The organism is Streptomyces amakusaensis, from assembly GCF_039532665.1.
Taxonomy (GTDB): Bacteria; Actinomycetota; Actinomycetes; order Streptomycetales; family Streptomycetaceae; genus Streptomyces; species Streptomyces amakusaensis.
The window spans coordinates 102,104-119,063 of sequence record NZ_BAAASB010000009.1 but is presented as its reverse complement, the minus strand read 5'-3'; the positions used below and the strand labels follow the sequence as shown (position 1 = coordinate 119,063).

The window sequence follows — 16,960 nt, the reverse complement described above, 5'->3', positions numbered from 1 at the left end:
ATGGCCGCCCGGCCCGCCCGAAGGACCGCCGCCGCCCCCTGGGTCCGTACCCGGCTGCGCACCGCGCCCGGCGCGGCGCTCGCGCTGGCACTGCTCGCGCTGCTCACCTCCTTCCTCGCGGCGGCGTTCCCGCGCGCGGTCGACGCCTACGAGAGCGAGGGGCTGCGCCACGAGCTGAGCTCCGCGATCCCGCAGCGGAGCGTCATGGGGCTGTCGGCGGCCCCGCCGGAGGACGCCGCTCCGGACGAGAAGGCCGACGCGCTGCGGGGCGCGCGGGTGGCCGAGGGGTACCGCGAGATCGTCGCCGGGCTGCCGAAGCCGCTGCGGGCCGACGCCGAGGCGTCCGCGTACGGGGCGCGCGTCCTGGCGCCGGTGCCCGCCGAAGACCCGTGGCTGCCCCATCTGGACGGCGGCCCGACGGTCTTCACGCTCAGCTCGCAGGCCGGTCTGGAGAACCACTCCGAGCTGCGCTTCGGGCGGCTGCCGAGGGCCGGTCACACCGGGCCGACCGCCGGACGGGTGGAGGCCGCCGTCACCGCGCGGACAGCCGCCGTCCTGGGCGTCAAGGCCGGTTCGACCGTGCATGTGGCCCGGGACGGCACCGAGGGCCCGCTCGCCGTGACCGTCACCGGTGTCGTCGAGCCCCTCCGCCCCGAACTGGGCTACTGGGACATCGAGCCGGTGCTGCACACCCCGGCGAAGCTCTGGACCTCGGGGCCCTCGCCGGAGCCCTACTGGCACGGCGCGCTGCTGCTGCCACCCGAGGCCGCCCCCGTACTGCTGTCGCTGGAGGCGGGCAGCGAGGCGTACTGGCGGCTCACCGTCGATCCCGAGAGGCTGAGCGTCCGCGATCTGCCCGCGCTGCGGGCCGCGGTCGCCTCCCTGGAGCGGGGGCCCGCGCGGGCCGCGCTGCGGGAGTCCGTCGCCGAGGAGCTGGACGCCGAGTCCGGTCTCGACGATCTGCTCGGCCGTTACGAGGACACCCTGACCGCGATCGGTCCGGTGGTGGCGGTGGGCGCGTTCGGCGTCGGCACCGTCGCCGCGATCGTGCTGCTGATGTCCGGCGGGCTGGCCGCCGCCCGCCGCCACGGGGAGCTGGCGCTGCTGCGGGCGCGCGGCGGCTCACTGCCCGGGACGGCCGGCCGGCTCCTGGCGGAGGTCGCTGTTCCGGTACTGCCCGCCACGGCCGCCGGCTGCGCTCTCGCCTTCGTCCTGCTGCCGGGCGCGCCCGCGACACCGTCCCTGATCGGCGCGGCCTCGGTCGCCCTCATCGGCTGCGCCGCGCTCCCGCTGCGGGCCGCACTGGCGCACCGCCGCCCCCGGCTGCCCGGTGAGCGGGCGGACTCCGTACGGAGAAAGCCCTCGGGCCGCCGTACGGTCGCCGAACTGACCCTGCTGGTCCTGGCGGTGGCGGCGGCGCTGGCGCTGCGGCGGCGGGGCGCGGCGGGCGGTTCGGTCGACTGGCTGGTGAGCGCCGCTCCGGTGCTGGTGGGCATCGCGGGCGCGCTGCTGCTCGTACGGCTGTATCCGCTGCCGCTGCGGCTACTGGCGCTGACCGTGGCGCGGCGGCGGGGCGCGATCGGCTTTCTGTCGCTGGCCCGCGCGGGCCGCGCCCCCGCCGTCACCGCGCTGCCGCTGCTGGCGCTGCTGGTGGCGCTGACGACCGCGGCCTTCGGCGGCGCGGTGCTCGCGGGGGTGGCCGACGCCCGGGACCGGGCCTCGCTGCTCGCGGTGGGCGCGGACGCCCGGGTCGAGGCGGCGGGCGAGGAGCTGCCGAAGGGGCTCGCCGACCGGGTGCGCGAGGTCGCCGGGGTGCGGGACGTGGTGAAGGTGCGCCGGGAGTTCGACATCGATCTGCTCGACGGCGACCAGGACATCGTGACGCTGATCGCCGTCGACCCCGGGGCCTACGCGCGGCTGTCCGCCGCCACCGGGCACGGCGGCTTCGACGCCGGCGAGCTGCGGGCGGCCGGCGGGGCGCTGCCCGCGATCGCCTCGCCCTCGGTGGCCGCGCGGCTGGGCGAGGGGGCGTCCACCGTGGCGATGGCGGACGGGTCGTTCTCGGTGCGGGTGACCCGGGTGCGCGAGTCCACGCCCGCGATGGGCGACGGGAACTTCCTGCTGATCGACGCGGCGGGGCTGCCGGTGGACCGGGAGCCCAGCACCCTGCTGATCACCGGCGGTTCGGTGTCGGGGCCCGGGCTCAAGGCCGCCGTCCCCGGCTCCGCCGAGGTGCTGCTGCGCTCCGCCGAGCGGGCGGCCTTCACCGATTCGCCGGTGCAGAGCGGGGCGGGGCTGCTGTACGCGGTCGCCAGCGCGACGGGCGCGGGGTACGCGGTCCTCGCGGTGCTGCTGTCGCTGCTGCGGGCCGCGCCGGAGCGGACCGCACTGCTGGCGCGGCTGCGGACCATGGGGCTGACCCGGCGTCAGAGCCGGTGGCTGCTGATTCTGGAGAACCTTCCGCAGACCGCGCTCGCCGGGGCCGGCGGGGCGCTGGTGGGGTGGGCGGCGATCGTGCTGCTGGCCCCCGGCGTCGATCTGGCCCGGCTGGCGCTGGCCGGTCAGGGGCGGTTCGACGCACTGGGTCCGGTGTGGCTGCGGGCCGACGCGTGGAGTCTGCTGCTGCCCGCGCTGGGCGTGGTGGCGGTGGCGGCGGGGGGTGCCGCGGCGCAGGCGTGGCTGACCACCCGGCGCGGGACGACGACCGAGCTGAGGGTGGGAGACGCACGATGACCGATGCGCTGGATCTGCGGGAGCTGGAGCGGCGGGCGACGGCCGGGCGGGCGGCCCCCGGGTACGGCCATGACGCGCTGATCAGCTGTGACCGGCTGGTCCGCGTCTTCTCCACGGACGGTGTGGAGGTGCAGGCCCTCCAGGGGCTCGATCTGCTGGTCCGTCAGGGCGAGCTGATGGCGCTGGTGGGGGCCTCGGGCAGCGGCAAGTCGACGCTGATGAACATCCTGGCCGGGCTGGATGTGCCGACGGCCGGCGCGGCTTCGGTCGCGGGGTGCGATCTGCTGGCGATGGGCTCGCGGGACCGGCTGCGCTACCGGCGCGAGGTGGTGGGGTTCGTCTGGCAGCAGACCGCGCGCAATCTGCTGCCGTATCTGACGGCCGTACAGAATGTGGCGCTGCCCGCGCAGTTGCGGGGCCGGGCCGCCGGGCGGGCCCGGAAGCGGGCCGAGCGCGCCGATTCCCTGCTGGCGCTGCTGGGCGTGGCCGAGTGCCGGGACCGCAGGCCGCACCAGATGTCCGGCGGCCAGCAGCAGCGGGTGGCGATCGCGGTGGCGCTGGCGAACGAGCCTTCGGTGCTGCTCGCCGACGAGCCGACGGGCGAGCTGGACTCGCAGACGGCGGAGCAGATCTTCGCGGCGTTCCGCACCGCCAACGAGGAGCTGGGCACGACGATCGTGATCGTCACCCATGATCAGGCGGTCGCCGCCGAGGTCCGCCGCACGGTGGCCATCCGGGACGGCCGCACCTCCACGGAGATCCTGCGGCGCACGGAGGTCGACACGGCGACGGGCCGGGAGTCGGTGGTGGCGCGGGAGTACGCGATGCTGGACCGCGCCGGCCGCCTTCAGCTCCCGGAGGAGTACACCCGGGCGCTGGGGATGCGGGACCGGGTGCTGCTGGGGCTGGAGCCGGACCGCATCGAGATCCGCCCGGACACCCCGGAGGGGGTGTAGGCCTCCGGCCCGGAGAGGGCGTGGGACCGGTGCCTTCCGGGCATACCGAGCGGGCCCCGCCCCCGGCGTGCCCCCGGCTCCCCGGGCTCCCCGGGCGGTCGGCGGCGGCAGACCGGGGCGCTACATCTCCCGGCGTACCGAGAGCAGCTCCTCCAGCTGCTCCTCCCGGGCCTGCGCGGCCACGAAGAGCAGTTCGTCGCCGGCCTCCAGCGTCTCCTCGGGGGTCGGGGTCAGCACCCGGGTGCCGCGGATGATCGTGACCAGCGAGGTGTCCTCCGGCCAGGCGACATCCCCCACGGGGGTGCCGGCCAGCCCGGACTCCGGCGGCAGCGTCAGCTCGACGAGGTTGGCGTCGCCGTGGCTGAAGCGGAAGAGCCGTACGAGGTCGCCGACGCTCACCGCCTCCTCCACCAGCGCCGACATCAGGCGCGGCGTGGAGACCGCCACATCCACGCCCCAGGACTCGTTGAAGAGCCACTCGTTCTTCGGGTTGTTGACCCGGGCCACCACCCTGGGCACCCCGTACTCCGTCTTCGCCAGCAGCGACACGACCAGATTGACCTTGTCGTCGCCGGTCGCGGCGATCACCACGTGGCAGCGCTGGAGCGCGGCCTCGTCGAGCGAGGTGATCTCGCACGCGTCGGCCAGCAGCCATTCGGCCCTCGGCACCCGCTCCACCGAGATCGCGGTCGGCGCCTTGTCGACCAGCAGGACCTCGTGTCCGTTCTCCAGCAGCTCCCCGGCGATGGAGCGGCCCACCGCCCCCGCGCCCGCGATAGCGACCCGCATCAGTGACCGTCCTCCTCGGGGCCTTCGGCGAAGGACGCCTCGACCTTCTCGATCTCGCCCGTCCGCATCATCACGTGCACCAGGTCGCCCTCCTGGAGGACGGTCTGCGAGGTGGGCAGCACCGCCTCGCCCAGCCGGGTCAGGAACGCGACCCGTACACCGGTCTCGTCCTGGAGCTCGCTGACCTTGTGACCGATCCACGCGGGCGAGGTGTACACCTCGGCGAGCTGCACCGCGCCGCTCGGGTCGCGCCACAGCGGCTCCGCGCCGGAGGGCAGCAGCCGGCGCAGCATCTGGTCCGCCGTCCAGCGGACCGTGGCGACGGTCGGGATGCCCAGGCGCTGGTAGACCTCGGCGCGGCGCGGGTCGTAGATCCTGGCCGCGACGTTCTCGATGTTGAACATCTCACGGGCGACCCTGGCCGCGATGATGTTCGAGTTGTCCCCGCTGCTGACGGCGGCGAAGGCCCCCGCCTCCTCGATGCCCGCCTCGCGCAGGGTGTCCTGGTCGAATCCCACACCGGTGACCCGGCGGCCCCCGAACGAGGAGCCCAGCCGGCGGAACGCCGTGGGGTCCTGGTCGACCACCGCGACCGTGTGCCCCTGCTGCTCCAGGGTCTGCGCGAGAGCGGCTCCCACTCGCCCGCATCCCATGATGACGATGTGCACGACCGTCCTTCCGGCTGCCACTGCCGTGACGTGGCATTTCTTTGCTCAGTATTTAACGGTGCTCTGGCTTAAAGGGTCTCAGACCTTCGCCCAAGCTACACATACCCCGTGGGGACTGGGCACCGGGTATCGGGAGGAGTGTCAGATTCCGCCGTAGCGCGGGGGGTGGTGGGTGGGCGACGCCCTTATCGAGCGCTTACGATCCTCTCCGTGTCCAAACTGACCGACCTGCCCAAACGGATTCTGATCGGCAGGGCGCTGCGCAGTGACAGGCTGGGGGAAACACTCCTCCCCAAGCGCATCGCGCTGCCTGTCTTCGCCTCCGACCCGCTGTCGTCCGTGGCGTACGCGCCCGGCGAGGTTCTCCTGGTGCTCTCCATCGCGGGTGTGTCGGCCTACCACTTCAGCCCGTGGATCGCCCTCGCCGTCGTGGTGCTCATGTTCACCGTGGTCGCCTCCTACCGCCAGAATGTGCACGCCTACCCGAGCGGGGGCGGGGACTACGAGGTCGCCAACACCAATCTGGGGCCCAAGGCCGGTCTCACGGTCGCGAGCGCCCTGCTGGTCGACTATGTGCTGACCGTGGCCGTCTCCATCTCCTCCGGGGTGGAGAATCTCGGCTCGGCGGTCCCCTTCGTGGTCGAGAACAAGGTGCTGTGCGCGGTCGTGATCATCGCGCTGCTGACCGTGATGAATCTGCGCGGGGTCAGGGAGTCGGGCAAGCTCTTCGCCATTCCGACCTATGTCTTTGTCACCGGCGTCTTCTTGATGATCGCCTGGGGGGCCTACAAAGGCCTGGTGCTCGACGAGACGATGAAGGCCCCGACCGCCGATTTCGAGATCAAGGCGGAACATCAGGGACTGGCGGGTTTCGCACTGGTCTTTCTGTTGCTGCGGGCTTTCTCCTCCGGCTGTGCCGCGCTCACCGGCGTGGAGGCGATCAGCAATGGGGTGCCGGCCTTCCGGAAGCCGAAGTCGAAGAACGCGGCGACCACGCTCGCGCTGATGGGACTGCTGGCGGTCACCATGTTCTGCGGAATCATCGGACTGGCGATGGCCACCGATGTGAAGATGGCCGAGCGGCCCGCCGAGGACCTCCTCCACAACGGGGTCCCGGTCGGCGGAGAGTACGTACAGGACCCGGTGATCTCGCAGGTCGCGGCTGCCGTCTTCGGTGACGGCACCTTCTTCTTCGTCCTCCTGGCGGCGGCCACCGCCCTGGTGCTCTTCCTCGCCGCGAACACCGCGTACAACGGATTCCCGCTGCTCGGCTCGATACTGGCGCAGGACCGCTATCTCCCCCGCCAGTTGCACACCCGGGGCGACCGGCTCGCCTTCTCCAATGGCATTGTGCTGCTCGCCGGGGCCGCCGCCCTCCTGGTGTGGGTGTACGGCGCGGATTCCACCAAACTGATCCAGCTCTACATCGTCGGCGTCTTTGTGTCGTTCACCCTCAGCCAGACCGGCATGGTGCGCCACTGGAACCGCCATCTGCGGACCGAGAAGAATCCGGCGAAGCGCCGCCACATGATCCGTTCGCGGGCCATCAACGCCTTCGGGGCCTTCTTCACCGGCCTTGTGCTGGTCGTCGTGCTGGCCACCAAATTCACCCACGGGGCGTGGGTGGCGCTGCTGGGCATGCTCATCTTCTACGGCACGATGAGCGCGATCCGCAGGCACTACGACCGGGTCGCCGAGGAGATCGCGGCCTCCGACGGGCCGAGCGACGACAGCGTACGGCCGTCCCGGGTGCACGCCATCGTGCTGGTCTCCCGGATCCACCGGCCGACCCTGCGGGCCCTGGCGTACGCCAAGCTGATGCGGGTCGACAAGCTGGAGGCGCTCTCCATCAATGTGGACCCGGCCGAGACCAGGGCGCTGCGCGCCGAGTGGGAGCGACGGCGCATCAATGTGCCGCTGAAGATCCTGGACTCGCCCTACCGCGAGATCACCCGCCCGGTGATCGAGTATGTGCGGGGGCTGCGGCGGGAGAGCCCGCGCGATGTCGTCAGCGTGGTGATCCCCGAGTATGTGGTGGGGCACTGGTACGAGCATCTGCTGCACAACCAGAGCGCGCTCCGGCTCAAGGGCCGGCTGCTCTTCACCCCGGGCGTGATGGTGACCTCGGTGCCGTACCAGCTGGTGTCCTCGGAGGCCGCGCGGAAGCGGGCGCGCAAGCGCCAGAACTGGAGCGCGCCGGGGGCCGTGCGCCGGGGGCCGGTGGACGAGCGGCCCAGGGAGCCCAGCTCCCGCCCATGACGTCGGCCGGTTCCTCCGCGCCGACGTAGACTGGTGGGCTGTCCCTCCCTCCGGGCCCGCCGCAGCCCGCGCGCGACCGCCGACGCGGTCCGCCCCCGTACCTCCCGTACATCGAAACTCTGGAGTCACCCCGCCATGCAGAACGCCTCCGATTCTTCGCTTTCCTCACTCATCGGGGAGGAGTACGAGGTCGAGGTGGGCCCCGTCGCGCACGGCGGGCACTGCATCGCCCGCACCGACGGCGGCCGGGTGCTCTTCGTACGGCACACCCTGCCCGGCGAGAAGATCGTCGCCCGGGTCACCGACGGCGACGAGGACTCCCGCTTTCTGCGCGCCGACGCGGTCCGGATCATCGAGCCGGCCAAGGACCGCATCGAGGCCCCCTGCCCGTTCTCGGGTCCGGGCAAGTGCGGCGGCTGCGACTGGCAGCATGTGAAGCCCGGCGCGCAGCGCCGCTTCAAGGGCGAGGTGATCGCCGAGCAGCTCCAGCGGCTCGCGGGGCTCACCCCCGAGGAGGCCGGCTGGGACGGCACGGTCATGCCCGCCCCCGGTGACAAGGTCCCGGCCGGCGAGGTGCCCGCCTGGCGCACCCGGGTGCAGTACGCGATCGACGAGGACGGCCGCGCCGGTCTGCGCAAGCACCGCTCGCACGATGTCGAGCCGGTCGACCACTGCATGATCGCCGCTCCGGGCGTCAGCGAGCTGGGCATCGAGAAGCGCGTCTGGCCGCAGATGGCCTCCGTCGAGGCGATCGCCGCCACCGGTTCCAGCGACCGCCAGGTCATCCTCACCCCCGCCCCCGGCGGCCGGCTCCCCCTGGTCGAGCTGGACAAGCCCGTCTCGGTGATGCGCGTCGACGAGCGCGACGGCGGAGTCCACCGTGTCCACGGCCGCGCCTTCGTCCGCGAGCGCGCCGACGGCCGCACCTACCGCGTCGGCTCGGGAGGCTTCTGGCAGGTCCACCCGCAGGCCGCCGACGTCCTGGTCAAGGCCGTCATGCAGGGCCTGATGCCCCGCAAGGGCGAGACCGCCCTCGACCTCTACTGCGGCGTCGGCCTCTTCGCCGGTGCCATCGCCGAGCGCGTCGGCGACCAGGGCGCCGTCCTCGGCATCGAGTCTTCAAAGCGCGCCGTCGAGGACGCCCGCCACAACCTCCGCGACCTGGAGCGCGTCCGCGTCGAACAGGGCAAGGTCGACCAGGTCCTCCCCCGCACCCAGATCACCGAGGCCGACCTCATCGTCCTCGACCCCCCGCGCGCCGGCGCCGGCAAGCAGACCGTCCGCCAGCTCGCCGCCCTCTCCCCCCGCCGCATCGCCTACGTCGCCTGCGACCCGGCGGCCCTCGCCCGCGACCTCGGCTACTTCCGCGAGGCGGGGTACCGGCCGCGTACGCTGCGGGCCTTCGACCTCTTCCCGATGACGCACCACGTGGAGTGCGTGGCGATTCTGGAGCCGGCGGCAAAGGGCTCCTGACCTGCGGTTTTTCTGATGTGCGTTATGTGCGTTGTGAGCGTTACGGGCGATATCTTGACGCTGAAATGACGCTCGTGACGCTCATTTGACGCTCGTTGATCATGGTCCGGCGCCGCGCTGACCAGCGGATTTCTGTTACTGAGTGTTGATGCTGACGCTCGGAGAATTCTCCTGTGGGCGTCCCTGCTGCGATGGGCGGACAGCGAACCGGCCCCTTCTTCCCGTCCGGGACGGGGAGAAGGCGGCCGACGCACCCGCTCACGCGCCATACCGGTTCAGGTACCCGATCCGGCGCGGAGCTGATGCCGGGTGGTTGCCGCGCTCAGACAGCGGCCGAGGGTGCGGCGGCGGCGCCAAGGATTCGTCCCGGCCGAGCGGGCTTCCAGGACCCTGTGGAGGGCTGGGGCGCTGCGAATCCCTCATTCCGACTGGTTCCTTTTCCGGAGCCGTCGTCCGACGGCCGGTGTGTCCGGGCCGGGCTCGTACGGTGGGAGGGCGAAGCCGACTTCGGCGCCGCCGCCGTCGGCGTCCGTCGCGAACACCGTGCCCCCGTCGGCCGTGACGCTGTCGTGCACGATGGCCAGGCCGAGTCCGGACCCGGGGGTGGCCTGGGTACGCGAGCCCCGGTAGAAGCGGTCGAAGACGGCGTCGCGGTCGGCCGCGTCGATGCCGGGGCCCCGGTCGCGTACGGACAGTCGGCAGCCTTCGACGTGCAGTGCGACCGGGGTGTCCTGCGGGCTGAACTTGACCGCGTTGCTGAGGAGGTTGTCGACGCAGCGCTGGAGCGCCCGGGGTCTGGCCCGTACCGGAAGGGGGGCTTCGGCGGTGACGGTGATGGTGCGGCCGGTGCGGGCGCGGTGGCGGTGTGCGGTGTCCTCGGCGAGGACCGTCAGATCGACGGTGTCCGGGGCCTCGTCGGTGTACCGGTCGGTGGCCAGTTCGACGAGTTCGCGCACCAGGTCGTCGAGGGCGGCCGTCTCGGCGACCAGGGTGGCCAGGATCTGTTCCTCGTCCTCGGGGGCGAGTCTGCCGCGGGCCCGTTGCAGGAGTTCGGCGCTGCCGCGTACCGAGGTGAGCGGGGTGCGCAGTTCGTGGCTGGCGTCCTGGACGAGCCGGTGCTGCTGGTCCCGGGAGCGGCGCAGTGCCGTGAGCATGGTGGCGAAGCTCCGGGTGAGCTGGCCCACCTCGTCGGAGCCGGCCGGTGGCAGATCGGTGGAGAGGTCGCGGGTGGCCGTGATGCGGGCGGTGGTGCGGGCGAGGTTGCGGACCGGCCGCAGGATCCGGCCCAGGACGAACCAGCTCAGCAGGGCGGACAGGGCGAGGGCGGCGGCGGTCGTGCCGGTGACCCGCCACAGGAACGCGTGGTCGACGCGGGCGGCGCCCTCGTAGCTCTGCGCCACCATGACCGCGCCCCCGCCGGGCAGCGGCCGGGTGAGGACGCTGTACTCGATTCCGTCGACGACGAGATCCTCCACACGCCCGCCCTGCCCCGTCCGGGCCACCCGCAGGGCGGACGCCGTGACGGGAATGCGCGGGCCATCAGGGGTGAGGCGGCGCACGGTCCCCCGGTCGGACAGGACCTGGTCCGTCATGCCCGGCCGGGGCGGGGGTGTCAGACCGGCGGCGACCAGGGAGTGGACCGTGTGCATACGGTCCCCCAGGCCGTGGTCGAGTTCGGCGCGGACGAGGTCGCTGACGCCCCGGTACGACATGACGGCGGCGAGAGCCATGGCGAGCGCGGCGGCCATGACGACGACTGCGGTGATCTTGCTGCGGAGTGTGACGTGCCCCGGACGGCCCGCGCCGGCCGTGCGCGCCATCAGCAGGCCCGCACGGTGTAGCCGACGCTGCGCACGGTGTGGATCAGCCGGGGCTCGCCGCCCTGTTCGGTCTTCTGGCGGAGGTAGCCGATGTAGACGTCCAGGGAACGGGAGGTGGTGTCGAAGTCGTAGCCCCAGATGCTCTCGTAGATCTGGGAGCGGGTGAGGACCACGCCCGGATGGCGGAGGAGGAGTTCCAGTACGTCGAACTCGGTCTTCGTGAGGTCGAGTTGCCGGGCACCGCGGAACGCCAGTCGCGCCTCCGGGTCCAGGATCAGGTCCGCGACCGCCGGCGCTCCGCCCGTCCCGGCAGGCTCGGTGCGGCGCAGCAGCGCTCGTATCCGGGCGAAGAGCTCCTCGGTGGCGAACGGCTTGGCGAGGTAGTCGTCGGCCCCCGCGTCCAGTCCGGCCACTCGGTCGCCCACCTCGTGCCGTGCCGTCAGAACAAGTACAGGCAGACGGTCGCCGCGCCTGCGCAGCATTCTGCACAGGCCCAGGCCGTCCAGGTTCGGCATGCCCACATCCAGCACAGCGACATCCGGCCGCTTCCGTTCGAGGAGGCCCAGGGCCTCCAGTCCATCGGCGGCCAGCAGCACCTCGTAGCCCTCGAAGCGCAGCAGTTGGTCCAGGGTGCTGCGCACTCCGGGATCGTCCTCGGCGACGAGCACCGTGCGAGGGTGTTCCATTGCGGCTCTCATGTGATCATCTTCGCCGGTGACAGGCCCGGGCGTGGTGCCGGCCTGCTCGTGCGGCCGGCTGCCCGCACCGTGTTCCAGGGTCACTTGAGTACGGGCTCGACCGTGATCGGAGCCAGGCCGCGCAGACAGGACGTGTCGCCGGGGCCGCCGGTGCGCAGGAAGCGAGTGGATATGCCGGTGACGCAGCCGGTCGGCTCCCACTCCGGGACATGACCGGTGTTGGGCACGGAGATGAAGCCGCTGTCCCGGAACTGCCGTGCGGCCAGCACCCCGTTCGCGTCGGGGGTGTTGGCGTCGAGGTCGCCGGAGAGCACGAGGACCGGGACGTCGGGCAGTTTCGGGTGTGTGGGCTGCGGCTCGGGCGCGGTGTTCTCGCGCGGCCAGTCGATGCATACGTCCCCGCCGTCCGTGGGGCCCTCGTTGAAGCCCTCGGCGCTGAACGCGCCGTGCTCACCGCGGTCCGCTCCCGCCAGTGCCGCCCGGTACTGGCGCCACCGCACGGACAGCGGTGCCTTCGCCGACCAAGGCTTGCGGTAGTCGTTGCACACGACGCCGATGTACGGGGCCTGGTCCTCCAGACCGCCGGACGCGCCGTCCTCCTGGATCAGCGTGCGCAGCGCCGACACGTCGCCGTGGGCGAACCGGTTCAGCGCCCCGGGCAGCCGTCCCAGCAGCGAGGGCTCGCCCGGTGCCGCCCCGACCTCGCGGCTGGCCGCCTCGTACAGCAGGTTGGCGAGCTTGCCCTCGGTGAACCGTACGGAGTACGTGCCATGCTCGGTGGTGACCGGGACGGTCATCGGGCGGTCCCGCAGCCGCGCGGCTACGGTCGCGAGATCCCGTACGGCCTGCTTCCCGTCGCAGGCGGCCGGGACGCTGCGGTCGCACACCCGGCGCAGAGTTGTGGAGACGGCCTGGGCCTGGGGGCGTGCCAGCGGGTCGAAGGCGAGGGGGTAGGCGCCCGACTGCACGATCGAGCGGACCCGCTCCGGGTGCCGGGAGGCGTAAACGGGCATCAGGTACGTGCCGTACGACAGCCCGTACAGGGAGAGTTGGGGCACGCCGAGGCGGGCGCGGACGGCGTCGATGTCGTCGGCGGTGGCCGCGCTGGTGTACGCGGCGGCCTTGGGGCCGAGGTTGGCGGCACACCGTTTCACGGCGTCGCGCTGCTGGGCGCGGGTGCCGAAGCGGTATTCGGCGTCGGTCACCCCGCAGGGGATCCGCTCGGAGCGGCCGGTGCCGCGTGGGTCGACGAGGAGGAGATCGTGGTCCTTGAGCAGGTCGCCGAGTACGTGTCCGAAGACGGGAGCCCGCTCGATGGCGACCTCGCCGGGGCCTCCGGTGTTGATGGCCACGGTGCCCTTGGCGGCGCCGGGTGCACTGTGCCGTACGACCGCGTAGCTCACCTTGACCTTCCCCAGAGCGGACTGGCCCGCGACCAGCGGACGGTCCAGCGTGTCGCAGTCGACCCGGTGCCCGGGGACGGTGGGGCACCACGCCGGGGCGGCCGCGGCCCGAGGCGCGGCGAGAGCTGCCGAAGCCGCCGTTCCGCCCACGGGCAGCATGGCCGCGGTGGTTGCCAGCAGCGCCGTGACGGCGACGGCCAGCCCCGCCCGCCGCGCCCTTCCGTCGTTCCCAAGCCTCATGTCCACTCCTTGTGTCCGTTCCGGCGAGGCCGTTCCCCGCCGCGCTGCCCTCGGCTGCGAGGACGACATTGCCGGGCAGGTTTCACAGCGACGGCAGAGCAATGACAGAGCCACGTAAGAATGCGGAAGGGACTATGGGAGCACCAGCTCCGCTCCCGGCTCCCGCAGTCGGCCGAGGTCCCCGGGATCGGTCTGCGGACGGCGAAGGTGTTCGTGGACGGGGTGATGGAGTATCCGGCCCGGACCGCCGCTCTCCTGGAGCCCTTGTCTCGACGGCGAGCGGTGCCCGACGGGCCACTGGGGGCAGCTTCAGCTCGAACCCGCCGATTTCGCCCGGTTCGCGGTGCTGCTCGACGGTAAGGGCCGGCAGATCCACGCCCACGCGATCGGCGACCGCGCCGTACGGGTGGCCCTGGACGGGTACGAGGTCGCGCTGCGCGCGGGCGGACGGCACGACAACCGGCACAGCATCAGCCACCTCCAGCTCGTGCACCCCCACGGCCTCCGGCGCTTCGCCCGTCTCGGCGTGGTGGCCTCGATGCAGCTCCAGTGGGCGGTGCGGGACACCTGGACGGTGGACGCCCTCCTGCCGTACATGGGGCCCGAGCGGCACCGCCGGCTCTTCCCCGCGCGGAGCCTGGAACGACACGGCGCGCTGCTCGCGGGCGGGTCCGACTGTCCCATGGCTCCGCTCGGCGTCTGGAGCCAGATCCGTACCGCGATCGACCGGGAAGGGGTTGACTCCGAGGGACCCCTGCGCCCCGAGCGCGAGGGCGTCGCCCGGACATCGGCGCTTCGGATGCACACCACCGGCGCCGCGCGGCAACTGCGCGCGGACCACCGCACCGGGACCCTGACCCGAGGCCGGGGCCGGGCCGCCGTTCTCGTACTCCTGGAGCGCGATGTGAGCCGGGTTCCGGTGCCGGAGATCAGCGGTACGGAGGTGCGGCTGCCCCTGGTGAACGGTGTGCCGGTGTACGAGGAGGGCACGGCGGCCGGAAAGGCCGCACGAGCCCGCACAGCGGCGGCGACGGCACGGCGCCCCGCAGGCACGGACCGGCACCGTGCGGAGGGTACGCCCGGAAGGGATGACACGGCGAGCACCCGGGCCGGCGTGCTTCCTGCCCTGCGCGCCGGGAGACGAACACTCCAGCGGGGCATGAGCACCGTGCCGCAGGGCGGGAGAGCCGGCGCGGCGTCATCCGTTGAGGCAGACCGGACCGCTGCTCCGCGTGGACCGCGTGCAGGACGGGCAGTCACAGAGCGAATCGTCGGCCTTGGCATCGGCGTCCGTACGGAAATCCGTGCGGGAGGTACGCCTTCCCGGCCGCACCTGTCCCCGAAAGCCACGGAGCGCTTCCCATGACAAAGAGAATCCCAATGGCCGCCGGCGCGCTGGTGATCGCCCTCACGACCGTCGCCGCAGCCCCCGCCGCTCCGGCGGCGGCGAGTGCGTCGCCCGCCCTGGTGACCTGCGCCGGCAGCACCACCGTCGCCTTTTCGCCCGGCCTGACCAACACGGAGCGGACCGTGTCCGTCAGCGGCCAGGACACCGCGAACCTGTGCGTGAGCCCGACCCACCCGCAGCTCACCGGATTCGTCGCCCCGTTCTCCGGTACGGCGACCCAGTCCTGCACAAGCCTCTTCGCGGGAGGCTCCGGCACCGAGACCCTGCACTGGAGCGACGGAACGACCAGCACCTGGGCGTACACCAACAGCTTCTCCAACGTGAACGGCACCAAGGTCGGCACCTCCACCGGACCGATCACCTCCGGAACCCTCGCCGGCGCCGAGGTGACCCAGACCATCACCTTCCCCAACCTCGACCTCTCCGCCTGCTCCACCCCCCAGGGCCTGACCACGCTCAACGGCCTCGACACCTGGACCCTCACCCGCCCGTGACCGACAGCAGCACCGGACGGAGTACGCCTCCCTCCCCCCGGGGAACAGGTGCGCACCGCTCCTGCGGCGAGCCCGCGGCCGGCCGCGGGGAGCTGTCCAAGCAGGGCTTCACATGCGGCTGCGATCTCGTGTGACTCGTCCGCTTCGCCTTCGGAGGAGCGGTGGTTCACTCCACTTCGCCGAGAGAATCTCCGGGGTCAATGGGCATACCGGGCAACGTCGTTGCATACAGCCACGCCGTAACCTCGTGTGCGGTCGCCCTACGGGCCAACCCCGTGAACCCGGGGGGCTGCGGCAGGATCTCGGTCCCGGAGGCGGGCCGCTCGACATGATGGGCGCCTTCGCGGGTGCGTGCTGTTCAGAGGGAAGGGGAAGCATGACGTCGACAGCCCAACCACCGTTCCGCAACTATGTGGAGATCATCCTCGACGGTCTGGCCCGCGGGCCGGGCACGGAGATCCTCATCAGCGGCGAGCGCCGCATCAGGGCGGACGAATTCCGGTCTCTGGTACACCGGCTGGCGAGGGCGCTGCGCGAGCGCGGGGTCGGCCCCGGGCGGACCGTGACCCTGCTGTGCGGGAATCTGCCCGAGACCATCGCGGTGCGCTATGCGGTCAACCTGCTGGGTGCGCATTTCAACCACCTCTACAACCGGCTCGCGTCCGATGTGCAGGCCCTGATGATGGCCGATGTCGAGACGTACGCCTTCGTCGTCGACCCCCGGCTGGCCGACCGGGCCGCCGAGCTGCTCCGGACGGTGCCTCCGGTGGAACACGTCCTGCTCCTCGGAGACGTCCCCGGAACCGGGGAAAACCGGGATGGCGCAACGGCGGCGGGTGAGGATCTCCTCGCTCTCGCCGCGCATCAGCCCGATGCGCCGATAGCCAGTGCCGCAAGCCCGGAGGATCTATGTTTCATCCGGCATTCGGGCGGCACGACCGGCCACCCCAAAGGCGTCCGGTCCACCTTCGGCCGCATGCAGGGCGGCATCGAGCAGACAAGGCTGCTGTTCAGCGGAGCAGGCCGACGCGATCTGGTGTGCACGCCGCTGTCCCATGCCGCCGGGTTCATCGCGGACGCCACGCTCGCCGCGGGCGGCACCGTCGTGCTGCACTACGCCTTCGACCCGGCCGAGGTCCTCGACACGATCACCCGCGAGCGCATCACCAACATGATGCTGCTGCCCCCACTGCTCTACCAGATCCTCGACCACCCCGCCGCCGAGGACACGGACACCTCCAGCCTCCGGCAGATCACCTACGGCGGCACCTCCTCGTCCCCGGCACGCATCGCCGAGGCCGTGCGCCGCTTCGGCCCCGTCCTCCAACAGGGGTACGGACAGTTCGAGGCGGGCGCCGTCAGCATTCTGCCCGCCGCCGAACACGACCCCGACCGCCTCGACATCCTGCGCACGGCCGGCCGGCCCGTCCCGGGCGTCGAAGTCGAGATCCGTGACCAGACCGGCCGTGTACTGCCACTGGGCGAGGCCGGGGAGATCTGCGTCCGCTCCGACAGGGCGTTCGAGGGCTACTGGAAGAACCCCGGACTGACCGCCCAGGTCCTGCGCGACGGCTGGGTATTCACGGGCGACCTGGGCACCCTCGACGAACACGGCTACCTCACCGTCGTCGACCGGATCAAGGACATGATCGCAGTCGTCGGCGGCCATGTGTACACCACCGAACTCGAAGACTTCCTCAACACCCACCCCGCGGTGCGACAGAGCGCCGTCTACGGGGTCAAGGGCGACGGCGGTCACGAACGCATCCACACCACGGTCGTCACCGCCCCTGATACCACCGTCACCGCGGACGAGCTCCGAACCTGGGTGCGCGATGGCCGGGGCGCGATGTACGTGCCCGACCACGTCGATTTCACCAGCGCCCTTCCACTGACCGACGCGGGCAAGCCCGACAAAAAACTCCTGCGGTCCGGGGCCGGCACCCTGAGCTGACCAGCCTTCCCGGGCAACGTCGTTGAGGAAGCCGGACCACGGGCCCGGAGGGAAGCGGACCGGGC

The 16,960-nt window shown here is 72.1% G+C and carries 12 protein-coding genes; 7 read left to right on the top strand and 5 right to left on the bottom strand.

The annotated features are described in order from the left end of the window. Both ABD371_RS17800 and ABD371_RS17795 read left to right on the top strand, forming a co-directional pair. Complete coding sequence (locus tag ABD371_RS17800; RefSeq protein WP_344478018.1) at window positions 1-2,733, top strand: ABC transporter permease; 2,733 nt, start codon at window positions 1-3, stop codon at window positions 2,731-2,733. Beyond that, a complete protein-coding gene (locus ABD371_RS17795) occupies window positions 2,730-3,689 on the top strand; it encodes an ABC transporter ATP-binding protein (protein ID WP_344478016.1) in 960 nt (319 codons plus the stop codon). Before ABD371_RS17800 ends, ABD371_RS17795 begins: the two co-directional genes overlap by 4 nt. Before the next feature lie 120 nt (window positions 3,690-3,809). On the opposite strand, the gene ABD371_RS17790 is transcribed toward ABD371_RS17795, so the two are convergent. Then, window positions 3,810-4,478, bottom strand: coding sequence for a potassium channel family protein (locus ABD371_RS17790; RefSeq protein ID WP_190123745.1), 669 nt, complete (start codon window positions 4,476-4,478; stop codon window positions 3,810-3,812). Next, entirely contained in the window at window positions 4,478-5,146 is a 669-nt protein-coding gene (locus tag ABD371_RS17785; protein ID WP_344478013.1) for a potassium channel family protein, read from the bottom strand. The genes ABD371_RS17790 and ABD371_RS17785 overlap by 1 nt, the downstream gene beginning before the upstream one ends. A gap of 210 nt (window positions 5,147-5,356) precedes the next feature. Between ABD371_RS17785 and ABD371_RS17780 the strand changes: the two genes are divergently transcribed. Together ABD371_RS17780 and ABD371_RS17775 are read left to right on the top strand one after the other, a co-directional pair. Then, window positions 5,357-7,405, top strand: a complete 2,049-nt coding sequence (locus tag ABD371_RS17780) for an APC family permease (RefSeq protein WP_344478011.1) — start codon at window positions 5,357-5,359, stop codon at window positions 7,403-7,405. Between the two features lie 135 nt (window positions 7,406-7,540). After that, window positions 7,541-8,878, top strand: a complete 1,338-nt coding sequence (locus ABD371_RS17775) for a class I SAM-dependent RNA methyltransferase (RefSeq protein WP_344478009.1) — start codon at window positions 7,541-7,543, stop codon at window positions 8,876-8,878. 419 nt (window positions 8,879-9,297) lie between these two features. Here the strand turns inward: ABD371_RS17775 and ABD371_RS17770 are convergent, their stop codons facing one another. From ABD371_RS17770 to ABD371_RS17760, 3 genes are all read right to left on the bottom strand, one after another. Beyond that, window positions 9,298-10,698 (bottom strand): HAMP domain-containing sensor histidine kinase, encoded by a 1,401-nt coding sequence (locus tag ABD371_RS17770; protein ID WP_344478006.1) that lies wholly within the window; start codon window positions 10,696-10,698, stop codon window positions 9,298-9,300. Continuing rightward, on the bottom strand, window positions 10,698-11,396 hold the full coding sequence (locus ABD371_RS17765) for a response regulator transcription factor (protein ID WP_344478004.1): 699 nt from the start codon (window positions 11,394-11,396) through the stop codon (window positions 10,698-10,700). Before ABD371_RS17765 ends, ABD371_RS17770 begins: the two co-directional genes overlap by 1 nt. Window positions 11,397-11,476: 80 nt before the next feature. Then, window positions 11,477-13,039, bottom strand: coding sequence for an alpha/beta fold hydrolase (locus ABD371_RS17760; RefSeq protein WP_344478002.1), 1,563 nt, complete (start codon window positions 13,037-13,039; stop codon window positions 11,477-11,479). Between the two features lie 343 nt (window positions 13,040-13,382). Here ABD371_RS17760 and ABD371_RS17755 point away from each other — a divergent pair, with 343 nt between their 5' ends. From ABD371_RS17755 to ABD371_RS17745, 3 genes are all read left to right on the top strand, one after another. Further along, window positions 13,383-14,405, top strand: coding sequence for an amidohydrolase family protein (locus tag ABD371_RS17755; protein ID WP_344478001.1), 1,023 nt, complete (start codon window positions 13,383-13,385; stop codon window positions 14,403-14,405). Next, window positions 14,402-14,941 carry a hypothetical protein gene (locus ABD371_RS17750; RefSeq protein ID WP_344477999.1) on the top strand — a complete coding sequence of 180 codons (540 nt, stop codon included), beginning with the start codon at window positions 14,402-14,404 and terminating at the stop codon, window positions 14,939-14,941. The genes ABD371_RS17755 and ABD371_RS17750 overlap by 4 nt, the downstream gene beginning before the upstream one ends. 376 nt (window positions 14,942-15,317) lie before the next feature. Then, window positions 15,318-16,895 (top strand): AMP-binding protein, encoded by a 1,578-nt coding sequence (locus tag ABD371_RS17745; RefSeq protein ID WP_344477997.1) that lies wholly within the window; start codon window positions 15,318-15,320, stop codon window positions 16,893-16,895. Window positions 16,896-16,960 lie beyond the last annotated feature (65 nt).

Coding starts and splice junctions, on each gene's coding strand:
- ABD371_RS17790 (WP_190123745.1), bottom strand. CDS start 4,478: ATGCGGGTCGCTATCGCGGGCGCGGGGGCGGTGGGCCGCTCCATCGCC.
- ABD371_RS17760 (WP_344478002.1), bottom strand. CDS start 13,039: ATGAGGCTTGGGAACGACGGAAGGGCGCGGCGGGCGGGGCTGGCCGTC.
- ABD371_RS17775 (WP_344478009.1), top strand. CDS start 7,541: ATGCAGAACGCCTCCGATTCTTCGCTTTCCTCACTCATCGGGGAGGAG.
- ABD371_RS17800 (WP_344478018.1), top strand. CDS start 1: ATGGCCGCCCGGCCCGCCCGAAGGACCGCCGCCGCCCCCTGGGTCCGT.
- ABD371_RS17750 (WP_344477999.1), top strand. CDS start 14,402: ATGACAAAGAGAATCCCAATGGCCGCCGGCGCGCTGGTGATCGCCCTC.
- ABD371_RS17770 (WP_344478006.1), bottom strand. CDS start 10,698: ATGGCGCGCACGGCCGGCGCGGGCCGTCCGGGGCACGTCACACTCCGC.
- ABD371_RS17745 (WP_344477997.1), top strand. CDS start 15,318: ATGACGTCGACAGCCCAACCACCGTTCCGCAACTATGTGGAGATCATC.
- ABD371_RS17795 (WP_344478016.1), top strand. CDS start 2,730: ATGACCGATGCGCTGGATCTGCGGGAGCTGGAGCGGCGGGCGACGGCC.
- ABD371_RS17765 (WP_344478004.1), bottom strand. CDS start 11,396: ATGAGAGCCGCAATGGAACACCCTCGCACGGTGCTCGTCGCCGAGGAC.